This window comes from Microbacterium murale, from assembly GCF_030815955.1.
Taxonomy (GTDB): Bacteria; Actinomycetota; Actinomycetes; order Actinomycetales; family Microbacteriaceae; genus Microbacterium; species Microbacterium murale_A.
Genome location: NZ_JAUSXK010000001.1, coordinates 4,091,942 through 4,111,363, shown reverse-complemented (window position 1 = coordinate 4,111,363; position 19,422 = coordinate 4,091,942). Strand labels below are relative to the sequence as shown.

Below are 19,422 nucleotides of genomic sequence, written 5' to 3'. Positions count from 1 at the left end.
ACCAGGACGTGCTGTTCGACCTCGGCGTGCGCATGGCGGATCTCGCCCACCAGGACTTCGTGATGAAGGCTGAATCGATCAAGGACATCCGCCACGCGGCCGAGACCGGTCGAATGGCGCACATCTTCGCGCTCGAGGCCTCCACGATGATCGAGAACGAGGTCGACAGGCTCGACGTACTCTACGGATTCGGTGTTCGGCAGATGGGCATCGCCTACTCCGAGGCCAACATGCTCGGAGGCGGGCTGAAGGAACGCGGTGACGGCGGGCTGACCTACTTCGGCGAGCGCGCGGTGGAGCGGATGAACAAGCTCGGCATCGCGATCGACATCTCGCACTCCGGCGACCAGACGTGCCTGGACGTGATCCGCCATTCCGTGAAGCCGGTATTCATCACGCACGCCGGTGCGCGAGGACTGTGGCCGACCAACCGCATGAAGACCGACGAGACGATCATCGAATGCGCGAAGCGCGGCGGGGTGATCGGGATCGAGGCGGCGCCGCACACCACCATCTCTCCCCAGCACCCGAAGCACTCGCTCGAGTCGGTGATGGACCACTTCCAGTACTGCGTCGACCTGGTGGGCCTCGAACATGTCAGCTTCGGGCCGGACACTCTGTTCGGTGACCACGTCGGCCTGCACGACGCCTTCTCGTCGAACCTGTCGCTCGGCCAGGCCCATGCCAACGTCGAGTACGAGAAGCAGCCGTACGTGGACGGGATCGAGAACCCGGCCGAGGCCTTCTACAACATCATCGGCTGGCTCGTGAAGCACAACTACTCCGACGATGAGATCCGCGCCGTCGTCGGTGGAAACACCCTGCGCGTACTCGAGGAGGTTTGGGTCTGATGAAGCACAGCAAGTTCCTCGCCATCGGCGCTGCGGCGCTGTTGGCCACCACCCTCGCGGCCTGTGCGCCCAGCGCACCGGAGCCGGGAGAATCAGGGGGCGACGCCAGTCCGAGCGATGAGACGCTCAGTATCGGCACTACGACGGATGTCGTCAACTTCAACCCGGTGCTCGGTAACAGCCGCACCGACTCGTGGGTCACCAACCTGATGTATCCGCATCTGCTGAGCATCAGCGACGACGGGAGCAAAGAAGCGCACGTCGCCACCGACTGGGGCTACGTCGACGATACGACGGGCTTCTACGAGATCCGCGACGATCTGACGTGGAGCGACGGAGAGCCTTTCACCGCAGAGGATGTGGCATGGACTCTGAACGCGGTCAAGCGCGATGAGGCACCCGGAACGTTCTTCGGGCAGCTCGGAAACCTGGAATCGGCGACAGCCGTATCCGACACCAGAGTGGAACTCGCACTGACTCAGCCCGACTCGTCGATCATCGAAGAGATCGGCTTCTGGGGAGTCGTCGTCCCGAAGCATGTGTTCGAGCCGAAGGGCTCGATCGCCGACTTCGCCAACGACGGCTCGGACGGCGGCTGGGTGGGCATGGGGCCGTTCGTGCTCGAAGAGTTCCAGGTCGGCCAGCACTACACGCTCGCCCGCGTCGACGACTATCCGCTCGTCGACGGCGGTGTGCCCGGTCCTGCGGAGGTCGTCTACCGCGTGTACCCCGATGTGAACACGGAGATCCTCGCACTGCAGAGCGGTGAGATCGATGTGATCGCCAATGCCCTTCCGCCGGCCCAGGTCGAGCAGCTGAGCAACACGGACGGGCTGCAGGTGATCGAAGCCGCAGGTCTGGGCTACGCGCACCTCGTGTACAACATGGAAAATCCCGAGCTCGGCAACGTGCTCGTCCGACAAGCCCTCGCTCATGCGACCGACTACGAGGCCATCCGCGACATAGTTCTGCAGGGACAGGCGGTGTCGACCGACTCCAGTGCTCTGATGCCGGTGCTCGCCAAGTATCACGACGATTCCATGACCGAGTACGAGTTCGATCCCGAGAAGTCCCGCTCGCTCATGGAGGAAGCGGGATACACCGCCGACTCGGACGGCCTTTTCCCGGTCTCCTTCCGTCTGATCTATTCCCTGCAGGACAGCGTCACCAGTCAGTGGGCGCAGATGGTGAAGGACAGCGCGGCCGAGGCGGGGATCGTCATCGAGTTGCAGGGCACGGAGCGCAACACCTATCTGTCGATGACTCAGGAAGGCGACTACGACATCTATGCGGGCAACTTCGCGATCATGGATGACCCGGTGACCAACTTCGCTCTGTCGTATCTGCCCGGCGGTGCTATCAACTACACCCATGTCGACGACCCGGATCTGAACGCGCTGATCGAGGAGGGCATGGTGACGTTCGATGAGGACGAGAAGGTCGCCATCATGCAGAAGGCGAACAAGATCGTCCACGAGCAGGTGTACGACAACATCATGTACACGCAGAATCTGTTCTTCGCCGTCAGCGACGAATGGGACGGCTTCATCTCGAAGCCGAGCGAACTGCTCTCGATCGTGAATCCGCTCTCGCTCGCGAGCGCTCACCCCGTCGAATAATCACTGGAATCTCGAGGAAGGTCGCCCGGGTGTCCCGAGCATCGTTCATTCTGCGTCGCGCGGGGAGAGGGCTCCTCACGATCTGGTTCGCCGTGACCGTGACGTTCCTGCTCCTTCGTCTGCTCCCCGGCGACCCGGCGCTGGCGCTGGCCAGCCCGAACATGACCGAAGAAATCCGGGCGACCATCCTCGCGCAGTACGGCCTGGACCAGCCGTTGCTGGTTCAGTACGGCCTCTACATGTGGCAGCTCCTGCAGGGGAACCTTGGCATCTCGTTCACACAGTCCATCCCGGTGACGGACGTCCTCATGCAGCGACTTCCGTGGACGCTGCTTCTGACTCTCACGGCGCTCGTGCTGACGATCGTCATCGGCATCCCGCTCGGTGTCGCCGCAGCATCTCACCGAGGGCGGTTCGTGGACCGTGGAGTACAGATCCTCGGCGTGACGGGGCAGTCGCTCTTCGTTCCCAGTGTGGCGATCCTGCTGCTGTTCGTATTCGGTTTGAACCTTGGCTGGTTTCCGATCGGAGGCGCGTACTCGAACGGGACGTACGGCTTCGAGTGGTACGTGAGCGTCGCACGGCATCTGGTGCTGCCGGCGCTCTCGCTCATGCTGGTTCAGGTGGGCTCCTACGTGCTCACGATGCGCTCCACGCTCATCGAGACCCTGGGGGAGGACTACATCCTCCTCGCCAAAGCGAATGGTCTGCGTGGGCGCCGCATCCTCTGGAAGCATGCCCTGCGCAACGCGCTGCTTCCCACGACGACTCTCATCGGACTCCAACTCGGCTTCCTGGTGGGTGGCGCCGTTCTCACCGAGACGGTGTTCGCCTACCCGGGCATCGGCCGCGGAATCTTCGAAGCGGTGACGCAACTCGACTTCCCTGTTCTGCAGGGCGCATTTCTGATGCTGGCGATCACCGTGGTGGTCGTGAACACGATCACCGACATCGTGTACGGCTACCTCGACCCGAGAGTGAAGACGTCATGACCGCTCCGCTGCCAGCCGATGTCACTCCGACGGCCGAGCCCGTCGCGATAGGAAACGAGCGCGCGAGCGCTCATACGTGGCGCGCGTTCCGTCGCGACCCGCTCGGGATGATCTCGCTCGCTCTCCTCCTATTGCTCGTCGTGGTGGCTCTCGCGGCGCCGCTTATAGCTCCGTACCCCGCCAGTTACGGCCCCGACGTCCTGCGCCCACCGGGTGGACAGCATTGGTTCGGAACCGATGCTCTCGGTCGCGACGTCTTCTCAGAAGTGATCTGGGGCACGCAGCAGAGCGTTCTCGTCGCGGTCGCGGCTTCGGCGATCGCAATCATCTTCGGCACGGTCATCGCGGTCGCAGGTGCCTACTTCCGTCGCCTCGACGGGCTGATCAGCATCATCGTAGACATGACGCTCTCTCTCCCTGTGCTGCCGTTGATGATCCTCGTCGCGGCACTGGTCGGTCCGAGTACGACGACGATCATCCTCGTGGTGGCCGCGTTCTCCTGGCCGGAGGTGACCAGGCTCGTGCGTTCGCAGGCGCTCACCGTGGTCGGCCTGCCGTATGTGGATGCGTCTCGTTTGATGACGACGTCCCCGTGGTGGATCATCACACGGCACTTGCTGCCTGCCGTCACACCGGTCGTGGTCGTCTCCGTCGTCGTGACCGCATCGCGCGCGGTTCTTTCGGCTGCCGGACTCGCCTTTCTCGGTCTCGGTGATCCGACTACCTGGTCGTGGGGACGGATCCTGTTCGAGGCACAGCAGGCGGGGGCGATGGTGAGCGCGTGGTGGCTGACCCTGTTCCCATCGATCGCGATCCTGATCCTGGTGCTCTCAGCCACGCTGCTTTCGATCGCCTACAACGATGCGCGCAATCCGCGTCACCTCACACGCTGAAGAAAGGATGTCATGACCGAAATCGACCAGCGGCTCGGCCCGGAATTCTTCGACCGCGTGCAGCGCCGAGTGCGCGATGGACTGAGGGCCGAGGGTTTCGATGCGTTCCTCTCCGATCATCCCGAGGACATCGCCTATCTCAGCGGATTCTTCCATCACCCCTCGGAACGACCTGTCGCGATCTGGATAGAGTCCGATGGACGTGTCGTTCTTCTGCTGCCCGAGCTGGAACGCGAGTACGCACAAACGCAGTCGGCCCACGCGGAGCTGGTGGCGTTCCAGGAGTACCCGGGGGTCGTTTCGCCGTTCACTGCATTCGCGAGCGCGGTCGGCGGCGGTCGCAGGCGGGTCGGCTTCGCCACGACGATATCGTTCGCGAGACTCGCCGCGGCACGAGAATCCCTGCCAGCTGCCGAGTTCGTCCCCTCTGACCTGCTCACGCGCTCTCGCTTCGTGAAGTTTCCGGAGGAGGTCGCGCTGCATCGGGAGGCGGCGCGGGTCACGGATCGGATGCTGGAAGCCGGAGTCGCACTGGTGAAGGAAGCGATAGCAGGCGGACTGGAGTTGCCGACCGAGGCAGAACTCGAACGCCATGTCACCGCGACAGGAACGAGAACCATGTATACGGAGCATCGCAATGTCGTGGTCGCTTCGCTCCTCGCCGGAGGCTTGGTGTACTCCGGCGCGAACTCCGCCTTTCCGCACGGGCTGCCGTCTGTGAATCGTCTGCGCGCCGGAGACACGTTCATGCTCTCGTTGGGTTGCGCCGTCGGTGGTCGTTTCGTCGAGGGCGAGCGGACGTTCGTGCTCGGAGAGCCCACGCAGGACCAGCGCCGATTCCACGACACGATCCACCGTGCGCAGCGCATCGGCCGCGAGACGATCCGCGCCGGTCTCGAATGCAGGGAGGCGAACCGACTCTGCCTCGATGTCATCCGAGAGGCCGGCCTCGGTGAGTACATCCGTCATCGGCAGGGCCACGGCATCGGACTGGGGATGCATGAGCCTCCGTGGCTGGAAGACGGCGACCCGACGCTGTTGGAGGAGGGGATGATCGTCTCCAACGAGCCAGGGATCTACGTGCCCGGTCACGCCGGCTATCGCATCAGCGACAGCATGCTGGTGACCGCGGAGGGAGCGGAGGCGCTGACGACGTACCCTCGCTCCCTTGACGACTGCACGATCGCGCTCTGAGCGCATCGATACTCATCTGAGAGAAGAGGACGACATGACAACCACCCCGCCGGTTTCCCCCGAATTCGCCGCAGCCACGACCAACCATGAATGGGTCGAGATCAACGGCAATCGACTCGCCGTCGAAGTACTCGGGCCTGAGGGGGTGCCGGTGATCATCACTCACCACGGCGCTCCTGGCCTCGGATCCCGCGCGGAGCCCCGTGCGAGCTTCGGACGGCTGAGCGATGAGTATCGGATCGTCGTGTTCGACGCGCGCGGCAGCGGACAGAGCGAGGGAAACGGCACATTCAGTCACGAGCAATGGGCTGCCGACATCGACGGGCTGCGGGATTGGATCGGTGCAGAGAGCATCGTGATGGCCGGCGGTTCGTATGGCGGTTTCATGGCGATGGAGTACGCGCTGCGTTATCCGGAGCGCGTCGACGCGCTCGTGCTGCGCGACACCGCCCCAGACAACTCGAACGCGCATCTTGCGCGGGAGAACGCACTGGCATCAGACCGGGTGAACATCGACATGGAGAAGTTCGATCGGATAGACGTCGGCAAGGTCCATGACAACGCCGATCTGAAGGATTGCTGGCGTGAGATCCTCCCGCTCTACGACTTCGTCTACGATCCGGAGGCGGTCGAGCGCAAGGTCGAGGCGACGCCGTACCGATACGAGGCGCACAACTACGCGTTCTCCGTGAACCTGCCGAATTACGACCTCAAGCCGCGCCTGCACGAGATCACGGTGCCGACACTCATCACAGTGGGACGGACGGATTGGATCACCCCAGTATCGTGTAGCCAGACCATTGCCGATCTCATCCCGGCTTCCGAACTGGTCGTGTTCGAGAAATCGGGACACTCACCGCAGATCGAGGAGGCAGACGCGTGGACCAGGACGGTGAGGGAGTTCCTGCACCGAGTGCACGCCCCACTGACGCGCCCGTGAGCTCGATCGACCTCGGCCGAGAGATCAGCGATCTCGATCGTCGAATAATGGTCGCGTTGCAGCAGGACGGTCGGGCCAGCTGGACGTCGATCGCCGAGTTCGCCGGTGCATCGGTGTCCACGGTGACGCGTCGTGGCCAGCAGATGCTCGCAGAGGGTATCGTCCGCGTCGGCATCGTGCCGACGTTGGGCAGCGAGGGGCACGTCGAGTCCTTCCTGATCCGGATCAACTGCACCCCTGGGTCGCAGGTGCGTGTCGCGGAGCAGCTCGTCGAGTCGCCGTACGTCCGGTTCGTCACGCTGGTCACCGGCAAGTTCGACATCTTCGCCGAGGTCGTCATACCGGGTGATTCCGCGAACTTCACGCGGATACTCACCGGGTTGCAGGCGATTCCGGGTGTGGAGCGCTGGCGCAGCGATCTGATCATGCACACGTACAAGGTGAGCTTCGACTGGGGGCGCCAGCTGTACGACTCGCATGCGACAGCCGCGAGTGATCCGCAAGGCTACATGCCCCCACCGAACAGCTGCGATCCGACGCATTTCGATGCCACGGACCGAGCGATCGTGGATGAGCTGCGTGATAACGGCCGCGCCTCGTTCCTTTCGTTGGCGTCGAAGCTCGGCGTCAACGAAAGCAGCGTGCGACGGCGTTACGAGAGGATGCGAGCGGCGGGATGCCTGACCACGGTCACGATGATCCCGGCATCCGCATTGGGGATGAGCGCGGAGACGCTGCTGATGGTGCGCGTGGAGCCCTCACGCATCGATTCAGTGGCGCACACATTGTCGCAGCATGTCTCGGTGCGGTTTCTGGCCTCCTCGCTCGAGGAGAACTCGCTCTACTGTGAGATCATCCTGCCGACGACCGAGACGCTGCACGACTTCATGACCGGCACGATCGCGCACCTGAAGGGCGTACGCGGATGGAGCGCATCGATGGAGCTCGTCTTCATGAAGCGCGGCTTCATCGAGACGCCGTGGTGGCGGTCGCAGGTGACGACACCCGACGCGCTCGCCGGATTCGAGGGGTCCGCTTCATAGGAGCGCCGAACGACAAGAGTCCCGCGGAAATCCGCGGGACTCTTCGGTGGACCTGAGGGGACTCGAACCCCTGACCCCCTGCATGCCATGCAGGTGCGCTACCAGCTGCGCCACAGGCCCATCTTCGCGCCCCGGGTGAGCGGGGCAACTCGAAAAGAATACAACACCCGAAGCGGCGACCGCCAATCGAGCCGTGTACCGGGTGTTTCCGCCCGTCGGGCGTCAGGAGTCGGGAACAACAACGTCGATGTATGCGTTGTCATGCACATGCAGATCATGGAGAGCATCGTCATCGGTGCAGGGCAGGCCGGTCTCTCCACCTCGTTTCACCTGAAGCGCCTCGGCATCGATCACCTCGTGCTCGATGCGAACGCTGCGCCGGGCGGCGCATGGCAGCACCGCTGGGATGCGCTGACGATGAACGACGTGCACGGCGTCGCCGAGTTGCCCGGATCCACCGCCCCTGCCCGCGATGCACAGCGCGCGAATGCTGCAGTGCCTGCCTCCTTCGCGGACTACGAGCGCGTGCACGACCTCCCCGTCATCCGACCAGTGCACGTCGACAGCGTCACGGATGACGGCGGGATGCTGGTGATTCACGCCGGCGAGCGCGAGTGGCGAACTCGCACGGTCGTCAACGCGACCGGTACGTGGACGCAGCCTTTCCTGCCGCACTACCCGGGCATGGAGACATTCGTCGGCGAGCAGCTGCACACCGTCGACTATCCGGGTCCAGAGCACTTCCGAGGCAAGCGGGTATTGGTCGTCGGCGGAGGTGCATCCGCCGTGCAGTTCCTCGGCGCTCTCGCGCCGATCACCGAGACGCTCTGGGCCACTCGCCGCGAGCCGGTCTGGCGCGATGACGACTTCACGCCGGAGGCCGGTGCCGCTGCGGTGGCGCTCGTCGAGCAGCGCGTCGCCCAGGGGCTTCCGCCGCAGAGCGTCGTCGGCGTCACCGGGCTTATGCTGCGTCCGCAGGAGCATGCGGCCGAGCGGCTCGGTGCGTACGCCGATCGGCGGACGATGTTCGAGCGGATCGAGCCCGACGGTGTGCGCTGGGCAGACGGTTCGTTCGAACGGGTCGACGCGATCCTGTGGGCGACCGGCTTCCGTCCCGCGATCGCCCACCTCGCGCCTCTGCACCTGCGCAGCGAGGCAGGCGGCATCCAACTCGATCGCAACGGACGCGGCACGACCGCGGTCAGGGATCCTCGTGTCCAGCTCGTCGGCTACGGTCCTTCGGCCAGCACGATCGGTGCGAACCGTGCTGGCCGCACGGCAGCGAAGGGCGTGCAGCGTGCGCTGTCGAGGACGGCATCGCGCGTCATCGTCTGATCGCGATCTGTGATCGGGAGATGACGGGATCGGTAGCCTTGGCGCATGATCCGAATCATCGTCACGGCGATCTGGCTGCTGCTCTCGGCCTGGCTGCTGATCTGGGTGGGCGAGGGACTGTTCGGGGTCGACCAGCGATCCTCGATCCTGCCCTTCCGTGGCGAGGACACCCTCGGCGCGCCCATCTTCATCGGCGTCGCCTGGGGCCTCATCCTGACGTTCGGCGGAACGATGGGGGCTCTCATCCCGCGCAAGAGAATGCGTGGCGAGACGCACCTCGGGGTCGGCCGCATCGTCGAGGTGAGCCGCACCGGCCTCACCGTGAACGACGTACCGCAGTACGATCTGTTCGTGCGCGTGGCGGCCGCAGACGGCACCGAGTTCATCAGCCGGCTGAGGATGCTGCTCGACCCCGTCGAGCAGGGGGCAGTGGAACCGGGGATCCCGCTTCCGATCCGTTACAGCCTCGCAGACCATGATTCGGTCGAGATCGCGGACATGAACGATGCCTCTGTCCGCGAGGCGATGCTCGACTGGCGGATCCAGCGCGGCCTCATCGCCCCTCGACTCGTGCGCGCCCGTCGCAGTGGCCTGCAGGCGCCGGCGTCCGTACTGTCCATCCGCCCCACCGGTGTCCGCCGCGAGGGACAGATCGAACTCGAGCTGCGCCTGCTCGTGGCACCGGAGGGGCAGCAGAGCTGGGAGGCAGACACGACAGTCTTCGTCTATCCCGAAGCGCTGGCCCGTGTGCAGGTCGGCTCGCCGGTGTGGGCGCGCTACCTCCGTGAGGATCCGCACACCGTTGCCATGACGATAGAGCGGGAGGATGCGGCGTGAACATCATGGACACTCTGATCTGGCTGGTCAACTTCCCCGTGAGCCACGCCTACGCGATGGTCTTCATCGCGGGGTTCTCATTGATGGGACTCGCGGGCTTCGCCTTCCGCGGCGTGGGAGGCACGAGTTCACGGCTGACAGCGGTGCGTGAGAGGGAGGGGCTGCCGGAAGCGGGTCGCACGGGTGGCCTGTGCGTGGCCGCGGCGCGTGTGCAGCGGCTCGGCTTCCGCGTGCTCGCCGTCATCATGCTCGCCGGTCTCGTCCTGGGCATCCTCGCCCTGACGGGAGTGCCCGTGTCACGTGGGTACATCCACGATCACGGTGTGCCGACGACCGGAACCGTGGACGGTGACTGGGTGACGTTCTCGACCCCGGGCGGGGAGACGTACACGCTCGAGAGCAACTTCTTCTCTCCTGCGCTTCACCCGGACAGCAGCGCCTGGCTGCCGTCGGACGCCCCAGTGGTCGTGCGATATCTTCCCGCGCATCCGCAGGCCTTCGTCATCGACACCACGCAACTGCCCGAGTGAGAGCGGGGCGCGTTAGCCTGGAGTCATGTCCCGCATCATCGTCTTCGGCGGTCACGGCCGCATCGCGCTCCTGCTCGCACCATTGCTCGTCGCGAACGGCGATGAGGTCACGGCAGTGATCCGAAACCCTGAGCACGTCTCCGATGTCGAGAAGGGTGGCGCCACAGCCCTCGTCGCAGATGTCGAGTCGATGGACACCGCAGCGCTCGCCGACGTCATTCGCGGTCACGATGCGATCGTATGGTCGGCCGGTGCCGGCGGTGGAGACCAGACGCGTACATACGCCGTCGATCGCGACGCGGCGATCCGCACCATGGATGCCGCGCCCTCGGCCGGCGTGAGCCGCTATGTGATGGTGTCGTGGCTGGGTTCGACCGCCGATCATGGCGTTCGGGAGGGAGATTCGTTCTTCGCCTACGCCGACGCGAAATGGGCTGCTGACGAGCACCTGCGCGGCACAGGGCTCGAGGGCACGATTCTGGGCCCTGGCGCGCTCACCGACGACGATTCCACCGGACGCATCGAGCTCGACCCCAAGGGCCGGGGTGCGGTGTCGCGCGCCGACGTCGCGGTCGTGATCGCTGCGGCACTTCACGCGCCGCAGACGATCGGCCGCACGATTCGCTTCGGCAATGGCACGCCGGAGACCTCGGAACCGATCGGGACAGCGCTGACCCGTTGACGTCTGCGCGCGGTGAGCGCGGGCGCGGGTCGACTACGGATGCTTCGACGGCTGCGCGCACAGGATCAGCAGCGCGATGCTGCCGAACGGCGCGAAGCAGATGAAGATCCACGCCCAGTGGAATCCGGCATCCCGCAGGCGCCTCACGGTCACGGCGAGGAGTGGCACTATCGAGGCCATGGCGAATGCCCAGAGTGCGAGCAGGGCGAGCCATCCGATTATCGGGATCCAGATGACGAGAATCGCGGCGAACGCGACGATCAGCGACGCGAGTTCGGCGTACCAGAACTCCGGGCGGCTCGCACGGCCGTCGAACTTCGCATACTTCTGAACGCACACTCGTACAGCGTCGAACATGTTGCGCACCAGCGGGCGGGAATCGACCGGTCCTCGCCACACGCCAGTGGGAACGCGTATGGGCGTCTGCTGAGGATAGAGCAGCATCGGAGCGGCCGCGGGGACCAGAGTGTTCGGCGCTGGCCGGGTGTGGCCGGTCCAGGCGGCACCATCCCAGTAACGGAGGAACTGTGCTCCAGACGGGTCCGGATACCAATTCGCGGGCTGGGCCTGCGGTGTCGTCATGTGAGTCCTTTCCGCACACATTCAAGCATGTCGGGTGTCTGGCCCTGGACGTAGGGTGGGGGTATGCGTCGCCAACTGCCGTTCCGGGTCGCCGGAGCAGTGGCGGGCGCACTCGCCATCTCGATCTCACTCGTCTCGACCGGCGCTGCCACAGCGGTGCCCGGTTCGACTGATTCGCGCCCGGCGGTCGTCGAACCGGCGGATGCCGGTGGACCCCAGGCGCAGGCCGAGCAGCTCGTGGAGGGGATGAGCACCGCGCAGCGGGCCGCAAGCGTCGTCATGGGTCACATCCCGTCCACTGATCCCGCGGCGCTTGCTGCGTACATGTCGAGCACGCCGCTCGGCGGCTTCATCCTCATGGGCGCGAACATCCCCGGGACCGAGGCCGAACTTCAGACGGTGACCGCCTCGCTGACCGTCGATCCCGCACTTCCGCCGCTGGTGGCGATCGACCAGGAAGGCGGGTACGTCTCGCGGCTGCCTTGGGATCAGTTCCCGGCATCACCGGTTCTGAAAGACCGAGCGGCCAAGGAGACAGCGATCGCATTCGCCGCACGGGCATCGCTCGTGGCGCGCATCGGTGCCAATGTGAATTTCGGCATCATCGCCGACACGACAGCAGACACCTCATCGTTCATCTACGGTCGCTCGCTCGGTGCGGATCCGACAGTGGCGGCGGAACGGGTCGCGGCCGCCGTCGCCGCGGAAGAGCCGTTCGTCGCCTCGACCATCAAGCACTTCCCGGGTCACGGAGCCGCTTCGGGCGACTCGCATGCGCTGATCCCGCGCACGGACAAGACACTGGATGAGTGGCGGCAGAGCGACGCGCTTCCGTTCGTCGCGGGCATCGACGCCGGAGCGTCATTGCTGATGTTCGGACACCTCGATTACCCTGCCGTGGATGCGGCGCCCGCATCGCTTTCCGCGCGCTGGCACGAGATCGCGCGCGAGGAACTGGGCTTCGAAGGCGTCATGATCACCGACGACCTGGGAATGCTGCAGTCCACCGGCATCGCCGCGTATTCCGATCCGGTCGCCAACGCCGTGTCGGCGATCGCCGCCGGCAACGACGTGGTGTTGATGATCGCGCACTCGACGCCAGAGACCGCCGGACAGCTCGCGGCGGGCATCGCCGCGGCCGTCGAGACTGGGACGTTGCCCGCCGATCGCCTTCAGGACGCCGCGGAGCGGGTCATGACGCTGCGACTGGAGCGTGCGGCTTCCGACGCCGTCTGGGCATCCTGCGCGGGCTGCGCACCGGTGCCCTGACCCGACCCCAGCCATGCCGTCAGCAGCTGACGGCGCAGTGCATTGCCTCGCTCGGCGAACCCCCGCTGGCGCCGCACGTACTCGGCCTTTCCGTCTGCTGTCTCGATCGGCACGGGGACGACGCCCCAGGCAGAGAGATCGTACGGCGCGGCCTCCATATCGAGCAGACGGATGTCACGCGCGAGCTCGAATGCGTCGAGAAGCAGCTCGCCGGGAATGAGCGGACCGAGCTTCGTCGCCCACTTGTACAGGTCCATTCCGGCGTGCAGGCACCCGGGCTGCTCTCGCAGTGGCTGGTCGGCGCGACTCAGCGGCTGACGGTTACGAGGCACAGCGTCAGGGGTGAAGAAGCGGAACGCATCGAAATGCGTGCAGCGCAGGTCGTGCGCCTCGACGACCGCGTCGGTGCCTCCCTGGCCCAAGCGCAGCGGTGCGGTGTGGCGGTGCTCGGTATCGCGATAGACCATCGCCCACTCGTGCAGGCCGAAGCAGCCGAACTGTCCGGGGCGCGCAGCTGTGCGCCTCAACATGCGCTCGATGAGATCGGCGAGCGCGGTCTTCTCTCGAGCGAAGGAGTCGGCATCCGGAACGGAGGAGTCGGGTGTCGATCCGGGGGAGTACCATCGCCAACCGCTGCGCGTGGCGGCGTCTTCGAGCTGCACACCCGCGCCGGGGTGCCAACGGCGCAGTTGCGACGGCGAGTACGAATAGTACGTGAAGAGGAAATCCCACACCGGATGCTTCTCGCCCCGAGCTGCGCGCTCACGGTGGGCGGCGGTCAGCCCGTCCGCACGCTCCTGGTGTGCGCGTTCGAGATCCGTCCATGTCGCGCGATCAAGCACTGAGGCAGACATCGGTTCAGCGCAGGATGCCCGCGTCGGTGAGCCGCTCGCGGAGCCCAGCACCATCGGATGCCGCAACCCACGGCGCCGTGTCGTCGGAGTGGTCGTCGGATTCGGAGCGCCCGCCGGCGAGGATCGCCTCAGCGGGTGAAAGACGCCGGATCGCCACTCCGGCCACAGAGTCGGGGTGCTCCTGCATGAACTCGGTGTAGATGGATTCATCGTGCTGACCGTCGTCACCGATCAACAGCCACCGTACGTGGGGGAACTCGGCGGCGAGTCGGCGCAGGTTGGAGAGCTTGTGCTCGCGTCCACTGCGGAACCAACGGTCGTGCGTCGGACCCCAGTCGGTGAGGAGCATCGATCCATCGGGGAACAGGTGACGGTTCATGAAGCGGGTGAGCGTGGGGGCGACGTTCCATGCTCCCGTGGAGAGGTAGATCATCGGCGCACCAGGGTGCTGGCGCATCAGCTGTTCGAGCAGCACTGCCATGCCGGGAACGGGGAGGCGCGCGTGCTCGTCGACCACGAAGGAGTTCCATGCGGCGATGAACGGACGTGGGAGGGCGGTGACCATCACGGTGTCATCGATGTCTGAGAGCACGCCGAAGTCGACCTCGTCCCCCACGATGAAGGCTGTCGCCTCGATCGGCTCCTGGCCTTCGACCGACATCGTGAACGTCTGCCATCCCGATGTGAGATCGGCTTCGATGACCGTGTCGATGACGCCGCCTCGATCGGCGATGACGTCATGCGCGCGTCCGGCGATCGTCACCTGCACACTCGCGAAGCTGACGGGGATGCCGACGAAGCTGCGCCATCCGCGCACACTGGCGAATTCGCCGCTCTCCGTACGACGTTGCGGGGGCACGATGAGGACCCTGCCCACGACGCGAACCCAGCCGCTGCCGCCGTATCCGGCGAAGGGCAGCACGGTCGCCGTGCGTCCGCGACGGCGCGCTCGGCTCTCGCGCCAGACGTGCAGGCGGTGCTCCAAACGTGCGAACCAGTGGATCCTGGCGTTATGGGCGCTGTCTTCGGACATCGCTTCAGTCTTTCATGCCTGAGGCGGCGTCCTCATCTGCGTCGTCGACCGCGACGTGCATATGACGGCCCTCCCAACGCGTGAGCAGCTTCTTTCCGATGAAGATCAGCAACATGAACACCACGATGATGCCGACGAACACGTAGCCCGCGAAGTGCACCCGGTCGACGAGATCGCGGAAGCTGCCAGCAGCGAGGGAGGTGACAGTGACGTACGCGGTCGCCCAGATCAGACAGGCAGGCGCGGTCCATGCCAGAAAACGACGGTAGGAGTACGCGCTCATCCCGACGGTCAGCGGCACGAGAGAATGCAGCACCGGCAGGAACCGGGAGAGGAATATCGCGACGCCGCCGCGCCGTCGCAGGTAACGTTCGGCACGCTGCCAGTGCGCCTCGCCGACTCTGCGCCCGATCCAGGAGCGGCGGATGCGAGGGCCGAGCCAGCGCCCGAGCCAGAACCCGATGCTCTCGCCGATGAGCGCGCCGATCACGACCGCGATCACCATCGCGATCGTTTCGGCGATGCCATCGACACCCATGGAGGCGATGATGACGATCGTGTCGCCGGGGACGATGAGTCCGATCAGGATGCTGGTCTCCAGCATGACTGCGAGACCCGCGATGAGCGTGCGGGCGACAGGGTCGACGGCCTGGACGGCGTCGAGGATCCACAGCAGGATGTCGTCCACGCAAACGAGAATACGTGCTCCGGCGCGCCTTACGCTGAGAGGGTGACGCGCCACCCCTCGCTCGAGCCTCGCCGCATCCGCGCATCCGTCGATGTCGTGCCGCTTTTCCGGGTGCTCGCGGCCCGGTTCGAGGACGTGTTCTGGCTGGATGGCGGCGCAGGGGCCGCCGACGGCTGGAGTGTTCTCGGAGTAGGAGAGCGTGACGAGCGAGGACCGGGCGATGTGATGCTCGACGCCGGGGCACCCGCGCCCTCGGATGGGCCGCCTTTCCGTGGCGGCTGGGTCGGCTGGCTGGACTACGAATCCGGTGCGGCCGCCGCCGGTGCTCCGGCTGCCCGCTCAGAGGGCGGGCCGGCCTGGCTGCACGTGTCGCACGCCATCGCAGTCGACCATGCCAGGGGAGAGGTCTGGACGCTCGGTACCGAGGACGTGATCGCGGACTGGCTCCATGCGGCCGCTGTCTCGGCATCCGATCTCTCCGCTGTGCACCCCGAGCCCTCGTCGAGCATCGCGCACGTCCGGCACACCCCCCGGCGAATACGCCGCCCTCATCCAGCGATGCCGAGACGCCATCCGCGCCGGCAGCGCATATCAGCTCTGCCTCACCACCCGCTTCCAGGTCGACGGATCCCACGATGAGGTCGAGACGTATCTGAGACTGCGCTCTGCGACGCCGGCGCACCATGGCGGATTCGTGCGGATCGGCGGCCGGGCATTGCTGAGTGCGAGTCCGGAGACGTTCTTGCACGCGTCCGGTGGACGCATACGCACTCGGCCGATCAAGGGCACGCGACCGCGCGGAGGCGATGCGGCATCCGACGCCGCGCTCGCCGCAGAGCTGCTTGCCAGCGCCAAGGAGCGCGCGGAGAACGTCATGATCGTCGACCTGATGCGCAACGATCTCTCTCGCGTGTGCGTGCCGGGCACGATCAGCGTGGACGGGCTGTGGCAGGTGGAGTCGTATCCGGCTGTGCATCAACTCGTCAGCACCGTGAGCGGGCAGGCGGTGGAAGGACTCACGGTTCGGCGGTTGTGGGATGCTGCGTTCCCCGCCGGCAGCATGACCGGGGCTCCGAAGCTGTCCGCGATGACGTTGCTGCACGAGCTCGAGGACGCCGCACCCCGCGGCGTGTACAGCGGGTGCTTCGGCTATGTCGGAGTGGACGGTGCGATGGATCTCGCGATGGTGATCCGCAGCATTCTGATCGACGGCGACCGCGCGGTGATCGGTGCAGGTGGCGGGATCACGTGGGGGTCTGATGCCGCCGCCGAAGTCGAAGAGGTGGCGACCAAGGCGCGTGCGCCGTTGGCCGCGCTGGGTGCGGAGCTGCCCGAGGCCTGGCGCCGCGGGTGATCCGATATCCTGGAAGTTCCTGACTTCTGCAGTTGAATCTGTGCAGTCCGCTTCCTGAGATTGGCCGTTCGTTGTCTGAAAACCTGTCGTCCCCCGCAGAGACCGTCGAAGAGTCGTCGTCTGTGCACGCCATCCAAGCCAAGTGGCAGAAGTACTGGGCGGACGACGAGACGTTCCTCGCGGGTGGTGCGGAAGACACCCGCCCCCGCAAGTACGTGCTGGCGATGTTCCCGTATCCTTCCGGCGACCTGCACATGGGCCACGCCGAGAACTACCTCTACTCCGACATCGTCGCGCGCTTCTGGCGTCACCGCGGGCACAACGTACTGAACCCGATCGGATGGGACTCGTTCGGCCTGCCGGCCGAGAACGCCGCCATCCGCCGCGGCGCAGACCCACGGGAGTGGACTTACCAGAACATCGCCCAGCAGAAGGAGGGCTTCAAGTCGTACGGTGTCTCGTTCGACTGGACCCGTGAGCTGCACACCTCAGACCCTGAGTACTACCACTGGAACCAGTGGCTGTTCCTGAAGCTTCATGAGCGCGGCCTCGCGTATCGCAAGAAGAGCCCCGTCAACTGGTGCCCCAACGACCAGACCGTGCTCGCGAACGAGCAGGTCGTCGACGGCCGTTGCGAGCGCTGCGGTGCTGAGGTCATCAAGAAGAAGCTGACGCAGTGGTACTTCAAGATCACCGACTACGCCGATCGTCTGCTGGATGACCTGAACCAGCTCGAGGGATCGTGGCCGCACAAGGTGCTGCAGATGCAGCGCAACTGGATCGGCCGCTCGGTCGGTGCGGACGTCGACTTCGTGATCGAGGGTCGCGATGAGCCGGTGACGGTCTTCTCCACGCGCCCCGACACCCTGCACGGTGCGACCTTCTTCGTGGTGGCGCCGGATGCGGAACTCGCCTCGGAGCTGGTGGCGGATGCGCCGGATGAGGTGCGTGAGCGCTTCCAGGAGTACCTGGCGAAGGTGCAGAAGACCACCGACATCGATCGGCAGGCCACTGACCGACCGAAGACCGGTGTGTTCCTGGAGCGTTACGCGATCAACCCTGTCAACGGCGAGAAGCTGCCGATCTGGGCCGCCGACTATGTGCTCGCCGACTACGGTCACGGTGCGGTGATGGCCGTTCCTGCGCACGATCAGCGCGACCTCGACTTCGCGCGGGCCTTCGACCTGCCGGTGAAGGTCGTCGTCGACACGACCGCGCCGATCACCGGTGCCATGCCGGTCATCGAGGTCGATGACGAGGGCGTGCCGATCGACACGCTGCCCAGCCTCGACGACCAGCATCCGTCGGTGACGGGCGTCGCGCTCACCGGCGAAGGCCGGATGATCAACTCGGGGGAGTTGAACGGCCTGTCCAAGCGGAATGCGGTCGCGCGCGCGATCGAGCAGCTGACCGCGAAGGGCACCGGTCGCGCCGCGAAGAACTATCGCCTGCGCGACTGGCTGATCTCCCGTCAGCGCTTCTGGGGCACGCCGATTCCGATGCTGCACGCGGAGGACGGCCGCATCATCCCCGTGCCGGAGGACCAGCTGCCGGTGAAGCTGCCGAGCGTCGAAGGTCTCGACCTGTCCCCGAAGGGAGCATCGCCGCTGGGCGCTGCCGAGTCGTGGGTGCGCACGGTGGATCAGGCGAGCGGTGACCCTGTGCTGCGGGATCCGGACACCATGGACACCTTCGTGGACAGCTCGTGGTACTTCCTGCGGTTCCTCTCGTCGAACAGCGACCAGGTTGCTTTCGATCCGGCTGAAGCGGCCCGCTGGGCCCCCGTCGATTCCTATGTCGGCGGCGTCGAGCACGCGATCCTGCACCTGCTGTATGCGCGCTTCATCACCAAGGTGCTCTTCGACATGGGGCTGATCGACTTCACCGAGCCGTTCAGCAGCCTGATCAACCAGGGCATGGTCATCCTCGACGGCGCGAAGATGTCGAAGAGCAAGGGCAACCTGGTTCTGTTCCAGGAGGAGCTCGACAAGTTCGGTGCTGATGCGCTGCGCGTCGGTCTCGCCTTCGCCGGCCCGGTCGAAGACGACAAGGACTGGGCCGATGTCTCCATGACGGGTGCCCAGAAGTTCCTCGCGCGTGCGCTGCGACTCAGCCACGACGTCTCCAGCCCTGTCGACGTGCTGTTCAAAGGTGGCGACGCCGCGCTGCGGCGTGGCACGCATCGCCTCTTGGCGGATGCGCCGGCGCTCGTCGAGCACACCAAGTTCAACGTGCTCGTCGCACGGCTGATGGAACTCGTGAACCTCACGCGCAAGACGATCGACTCCGGTGCGGGCGCAGCAGACCCGGCCGTGCGTGAAGCCACCGAGACGATCGCAGTGATGCTCGACCTCATCGCCCCGCACACCGCTGAGGAGATGTGGGAGATTCTCGGGCACGAGCCTTCGGTGGCCCTGGTGAGCTGGCGTCAGGCCGACCCGACGCTGCTGGTCGAGGATTCGGTCACGGCCGTCGTGCAGGTCGGCGGCAAGGTGCGTGCGCAGCTCGAGGTCCCCGCCCGCATCGGCGAGGCCGAACTCGAGGCGCTCGCGCGTGCCGATGAACGGGTCATCCGCGCGCTCGGGGACAAGGAGATCGTGCGCGTCGTCGTCCGTGCGCCGAAGATCGTCAGCTTCGCCGTCAAGGGCTGAGGTCTCAGGAACTCGCCGACGTCGGCCGCGGTGAAAGGAGAATTCGGTTGGTTTTGAGCCCTCATGACCGACTGA

At 65.6% G+C, this 19,422-nt stretch carries 19 protein-coding genes and 1 tRNA gene; 15 read left to right on the top strand and 5 right to left on the bottom strand.

From position 1 onward, the window contains the following. The 7 genes from QFZ46_RS19980 to QFZ46_RS19950 all read left to right on the top strand — a co-directional run. On the top strand, positions 1-851 hold an 851-nt coding region (locus QFZ46_RS19980; RefSeq protein WP_307364425.1), incomplete at its 5' end, for a dipeptidase. Beyond that, entirely contained in the window at positions 851-2,470 is a 1,620-nt protein-coding gene (locus tag QFZ46_RS19975; protein ID WP_307364423.1) for an ABC transporter substrate-binding protein, read from the top strand. The genes QFZ46_RS19980 and QFZ46_RS19975, both read left to right, overlap by 1 nt. Before the next feature lie 29 nt (positions 2,471-2,499). Next, positions 2,500-3,462 (top strand): ABC transporter permease, encoded by a 963-nt coding sequence (locus QFZ46_RS19970; RefSeq protein WP_307364420.1) that lies wholly within the window; start codon positions 2,500-2,502, stop codon positions 3,460-3,462. Continuing rightward, positions 3,459-4,355 (top strand): ABC transporter permease, encoded by an 897-nt coding sequence (locus tag QFZ46_RS19965; protein ID WP_307364418.1) that lies wholly within the window; start codon positions 3,459-3,461, stop codon positions 4,353-4,355. Before QFZ46_RS19970 ends, QFZ46_RS19965 begins: the two co-directional genes overlap by 4 nt. 12 nt (positions 4,356-4,367) lie before the next feature. Further along, positions 4,368-5,549, top strand: coding sequence for a M24 family metallopeptidase (locus QFZ46_RS19960; RefSeq protein ID WP_307364416.1), 1,182 nt, complete (start codon positions 4,368-4,370; stop codon positions 5,547-5,549). Positions 5,550-5,583: 34 nt separating this feature from the next. After that, a complete protein-coding gene (locus tag QFZ46_RS19955; protein WP_307364414.1) occupies positions 5,584-6,489 on the top strand; it encodes an alpha/beta fold hydrolase in 906 nt (301 codons plus the stop codon). Further along, entirely contained in the window at positions 6,486-7,532 is a 1,047-nt protein-coding gene (locus QFZ46_RS19950) for an Lrp/AsnC family transcriptional regulator (RefSeq protein ID WP_307364412.1), read from the top strand. Before QFZ46_RS19955 ends, QFZ46_RS19950 begins: the two co-directional genes overlap by 4 nt. Before the next feature lie 47 nt (positions 7,533-7,579). On the opposite strand, the gene QFZ46_RS19945 is transcribed toward QFZ46_RS19950, so the two are convergent. Then, positions 7,580-7,652: transfer RNA gene (locus QFZ46_RS19945), tRNA-Ala, on the bottom strand. 141 nt (positions 7,653-7,793) lie between these two features. On the opposite strand from QFZ46_RS19945, the gene QFZ46_RS19940 reads away from it, so the two are divergent. From QFZ46_RS19940 to QFZ46_RS19925, 4 genes are read left to right on the top strand one after another with little or no spacing between them, the layout of a single operon-like run. Beyond that, complete coding sequence (locus tag QFZ46_RS19940) at positions 7,794-8,867, top strand: NAD(P)-binding domain-containing protein (RefSeq protein ID WP_307364410.1); 1,074 nt, start codon at positions 7,794-7,796, stop codon at positions 8,865-8,867. A 45-nt stretch (positions 8,868-8,912) separates the two neighbouring features. Beyond that, on the top strand, positions 8,913-9,704 hold the full coding sequence (locus QFZ46_RS19935; RefSeq protein WP_307364408.1) for a hypothetical protein: 792 nt from the start codon (positions 8,913-8,915) through the stop codon (positions 9,702-9,704). After that, positions 9,701-10,234 carry a hypothetical protein gene (locus QFZ46_RS19930; protein WP_307364406.1) on the top strand — a complete coding sequence of 178 codons (534 nt, stop codon included), beginning with the start codon at positions 9,701-9,703 and terminating at the stop codon, positions 10,232-10,234. Before QFZ46_RS19935 ends, QFZ46_RS19930 begins: the two co-directional genes overlap by 4 nt. 25 nt (positions 10,235-10,259) lie before the next feature. Then, entirely contained in the window at positions 10,260-10,916 is a 657-nt protein-coding gene (locus QFZ46_RS19925) for an SDR family oxidoreductase (protein WP_307364404.1), read from the top strand. Positions 10,917-10,949: 33 nt separating this feature from the next. Here QFZ46_RS19925 and QFZ46_RS19920 read toward each other — a convergent pair whose 3' ends face one another. Then, positions 10,950-11,498, bottom strand: coding sequence for a DUF805 domain-containing protein (locus QFZ46_RS19920; RefSeq protein WP_307364402.1), 549 nt, complete (start codon positions 11,496-11,498; stop codon positions 10,950-10,952). Positions 11,499-11,561: 63 nt separating this feature from the next. Here QFZ46_RS19920 and QFZ46_RS19915 point away from each other — a divergent pair, with 63 nt between their 5' ends. Continuing rightward, a complete protein-coding gene (locus tag QFZ46_RS19915) occupies positions 11,562-12,767 on the top strand; it encodes a glycoside hydrolase family 3 N-terminal domain-containing protein (protein WP_307364400.1) in 1,206 nt (401 codons plus the stop codon). On the opposite strand, the gene QFZ46_RS19910 is transcribed toward QFZ46_RS19915, so the two are convergent. The 3 genes from QFZ46_RS19910 to QFZ46_RS19900 are packed head-to-tail and all read right to left on the bottom strand — an operon-like array spanning position 12,671 to position 15,342. Continuing rightward, a complete protein-coding gene (locus QFZ46_RS19910; protein WP_307364398.1) occupies positions 12,671-13,621 on the bottom strand; it encodes a 3-methyladenine DNA glycosylase in 951 nt (316 codons plus the stop codon). The genes QFZ46_RS19915 and QFZ46_RS19910 overlap by 97 nt on opposite strands. A 4-nt stretch (positions 13,622-13,625) precedes the next feature. Then, entirely contained in the window at positions 13,626-14,654 is a 1,029-nt protein-coding gene (locus QFZ46_RS19905; protein WP_307364396.1) for an App1 family protein, read from the bottom strand. Between the two features lie 4 nt (positions 14,655-14,658). Continuing rightward, positions 14,659-15,342, bottom strand: a complete 684-nt coding sequence (locus QFZ46_RS19900; RefSeq protein ID WP_307364394.1) for a DedA family protein — start codon at positions 15,340-15,342, stop codon at positions 14,659-14,661. A gap of 42 nt (positions 15,343-15,384) precedes the next feature. On the opposite strand from QFZ46_RS19900, the gene QFZ46_RS19895 reads away from it, so the two are divergent. The 3 genes from QFZ46_RS19895 (at position 15,385) to leuS (ending at position 19,347) form a co-directional block, all read left to right on the top strand. After that, positions 15,385-15,981: a hypothetical protein gene (locus QFZ46_RS19895; RefSeq protein ID WP_307364391.1), complete on the top strand. Its 597-nt coding sequence runs from the start codon at positions 15,385-15,387 to the stop codon at positions 15,979-15,981. After that, a complete protein-coding gene (locus QFZ46_RS19890) occupies positions 15,893-16,696 on the top strand; it encodes an anthranilate synthase component I family protein (RefSeq protein WP_307364705.1) in 804 nt (267 codons plus the stop codon). Before QFZ46_RS19895 ends, QFZ46_RS19890 begins: the two co-directional genes overlap by 89 nt. A gap of 71 nt (positions 16,697-16,767) precedes the next feature. Then, complete coding sequence (gene leuS / locus QFZ46_RS19885) at positions 16,768-19,347, top strand: leucine--tRNA ligase (RefSeq protein WP_307364388.1); 2,580 nt, start codon at positions 16,768-16,770, stop codon at positions 19,345-19,347. The last annotated feature ends 75 nt before the right edge of the window (positions 19,348-19,422 follow it).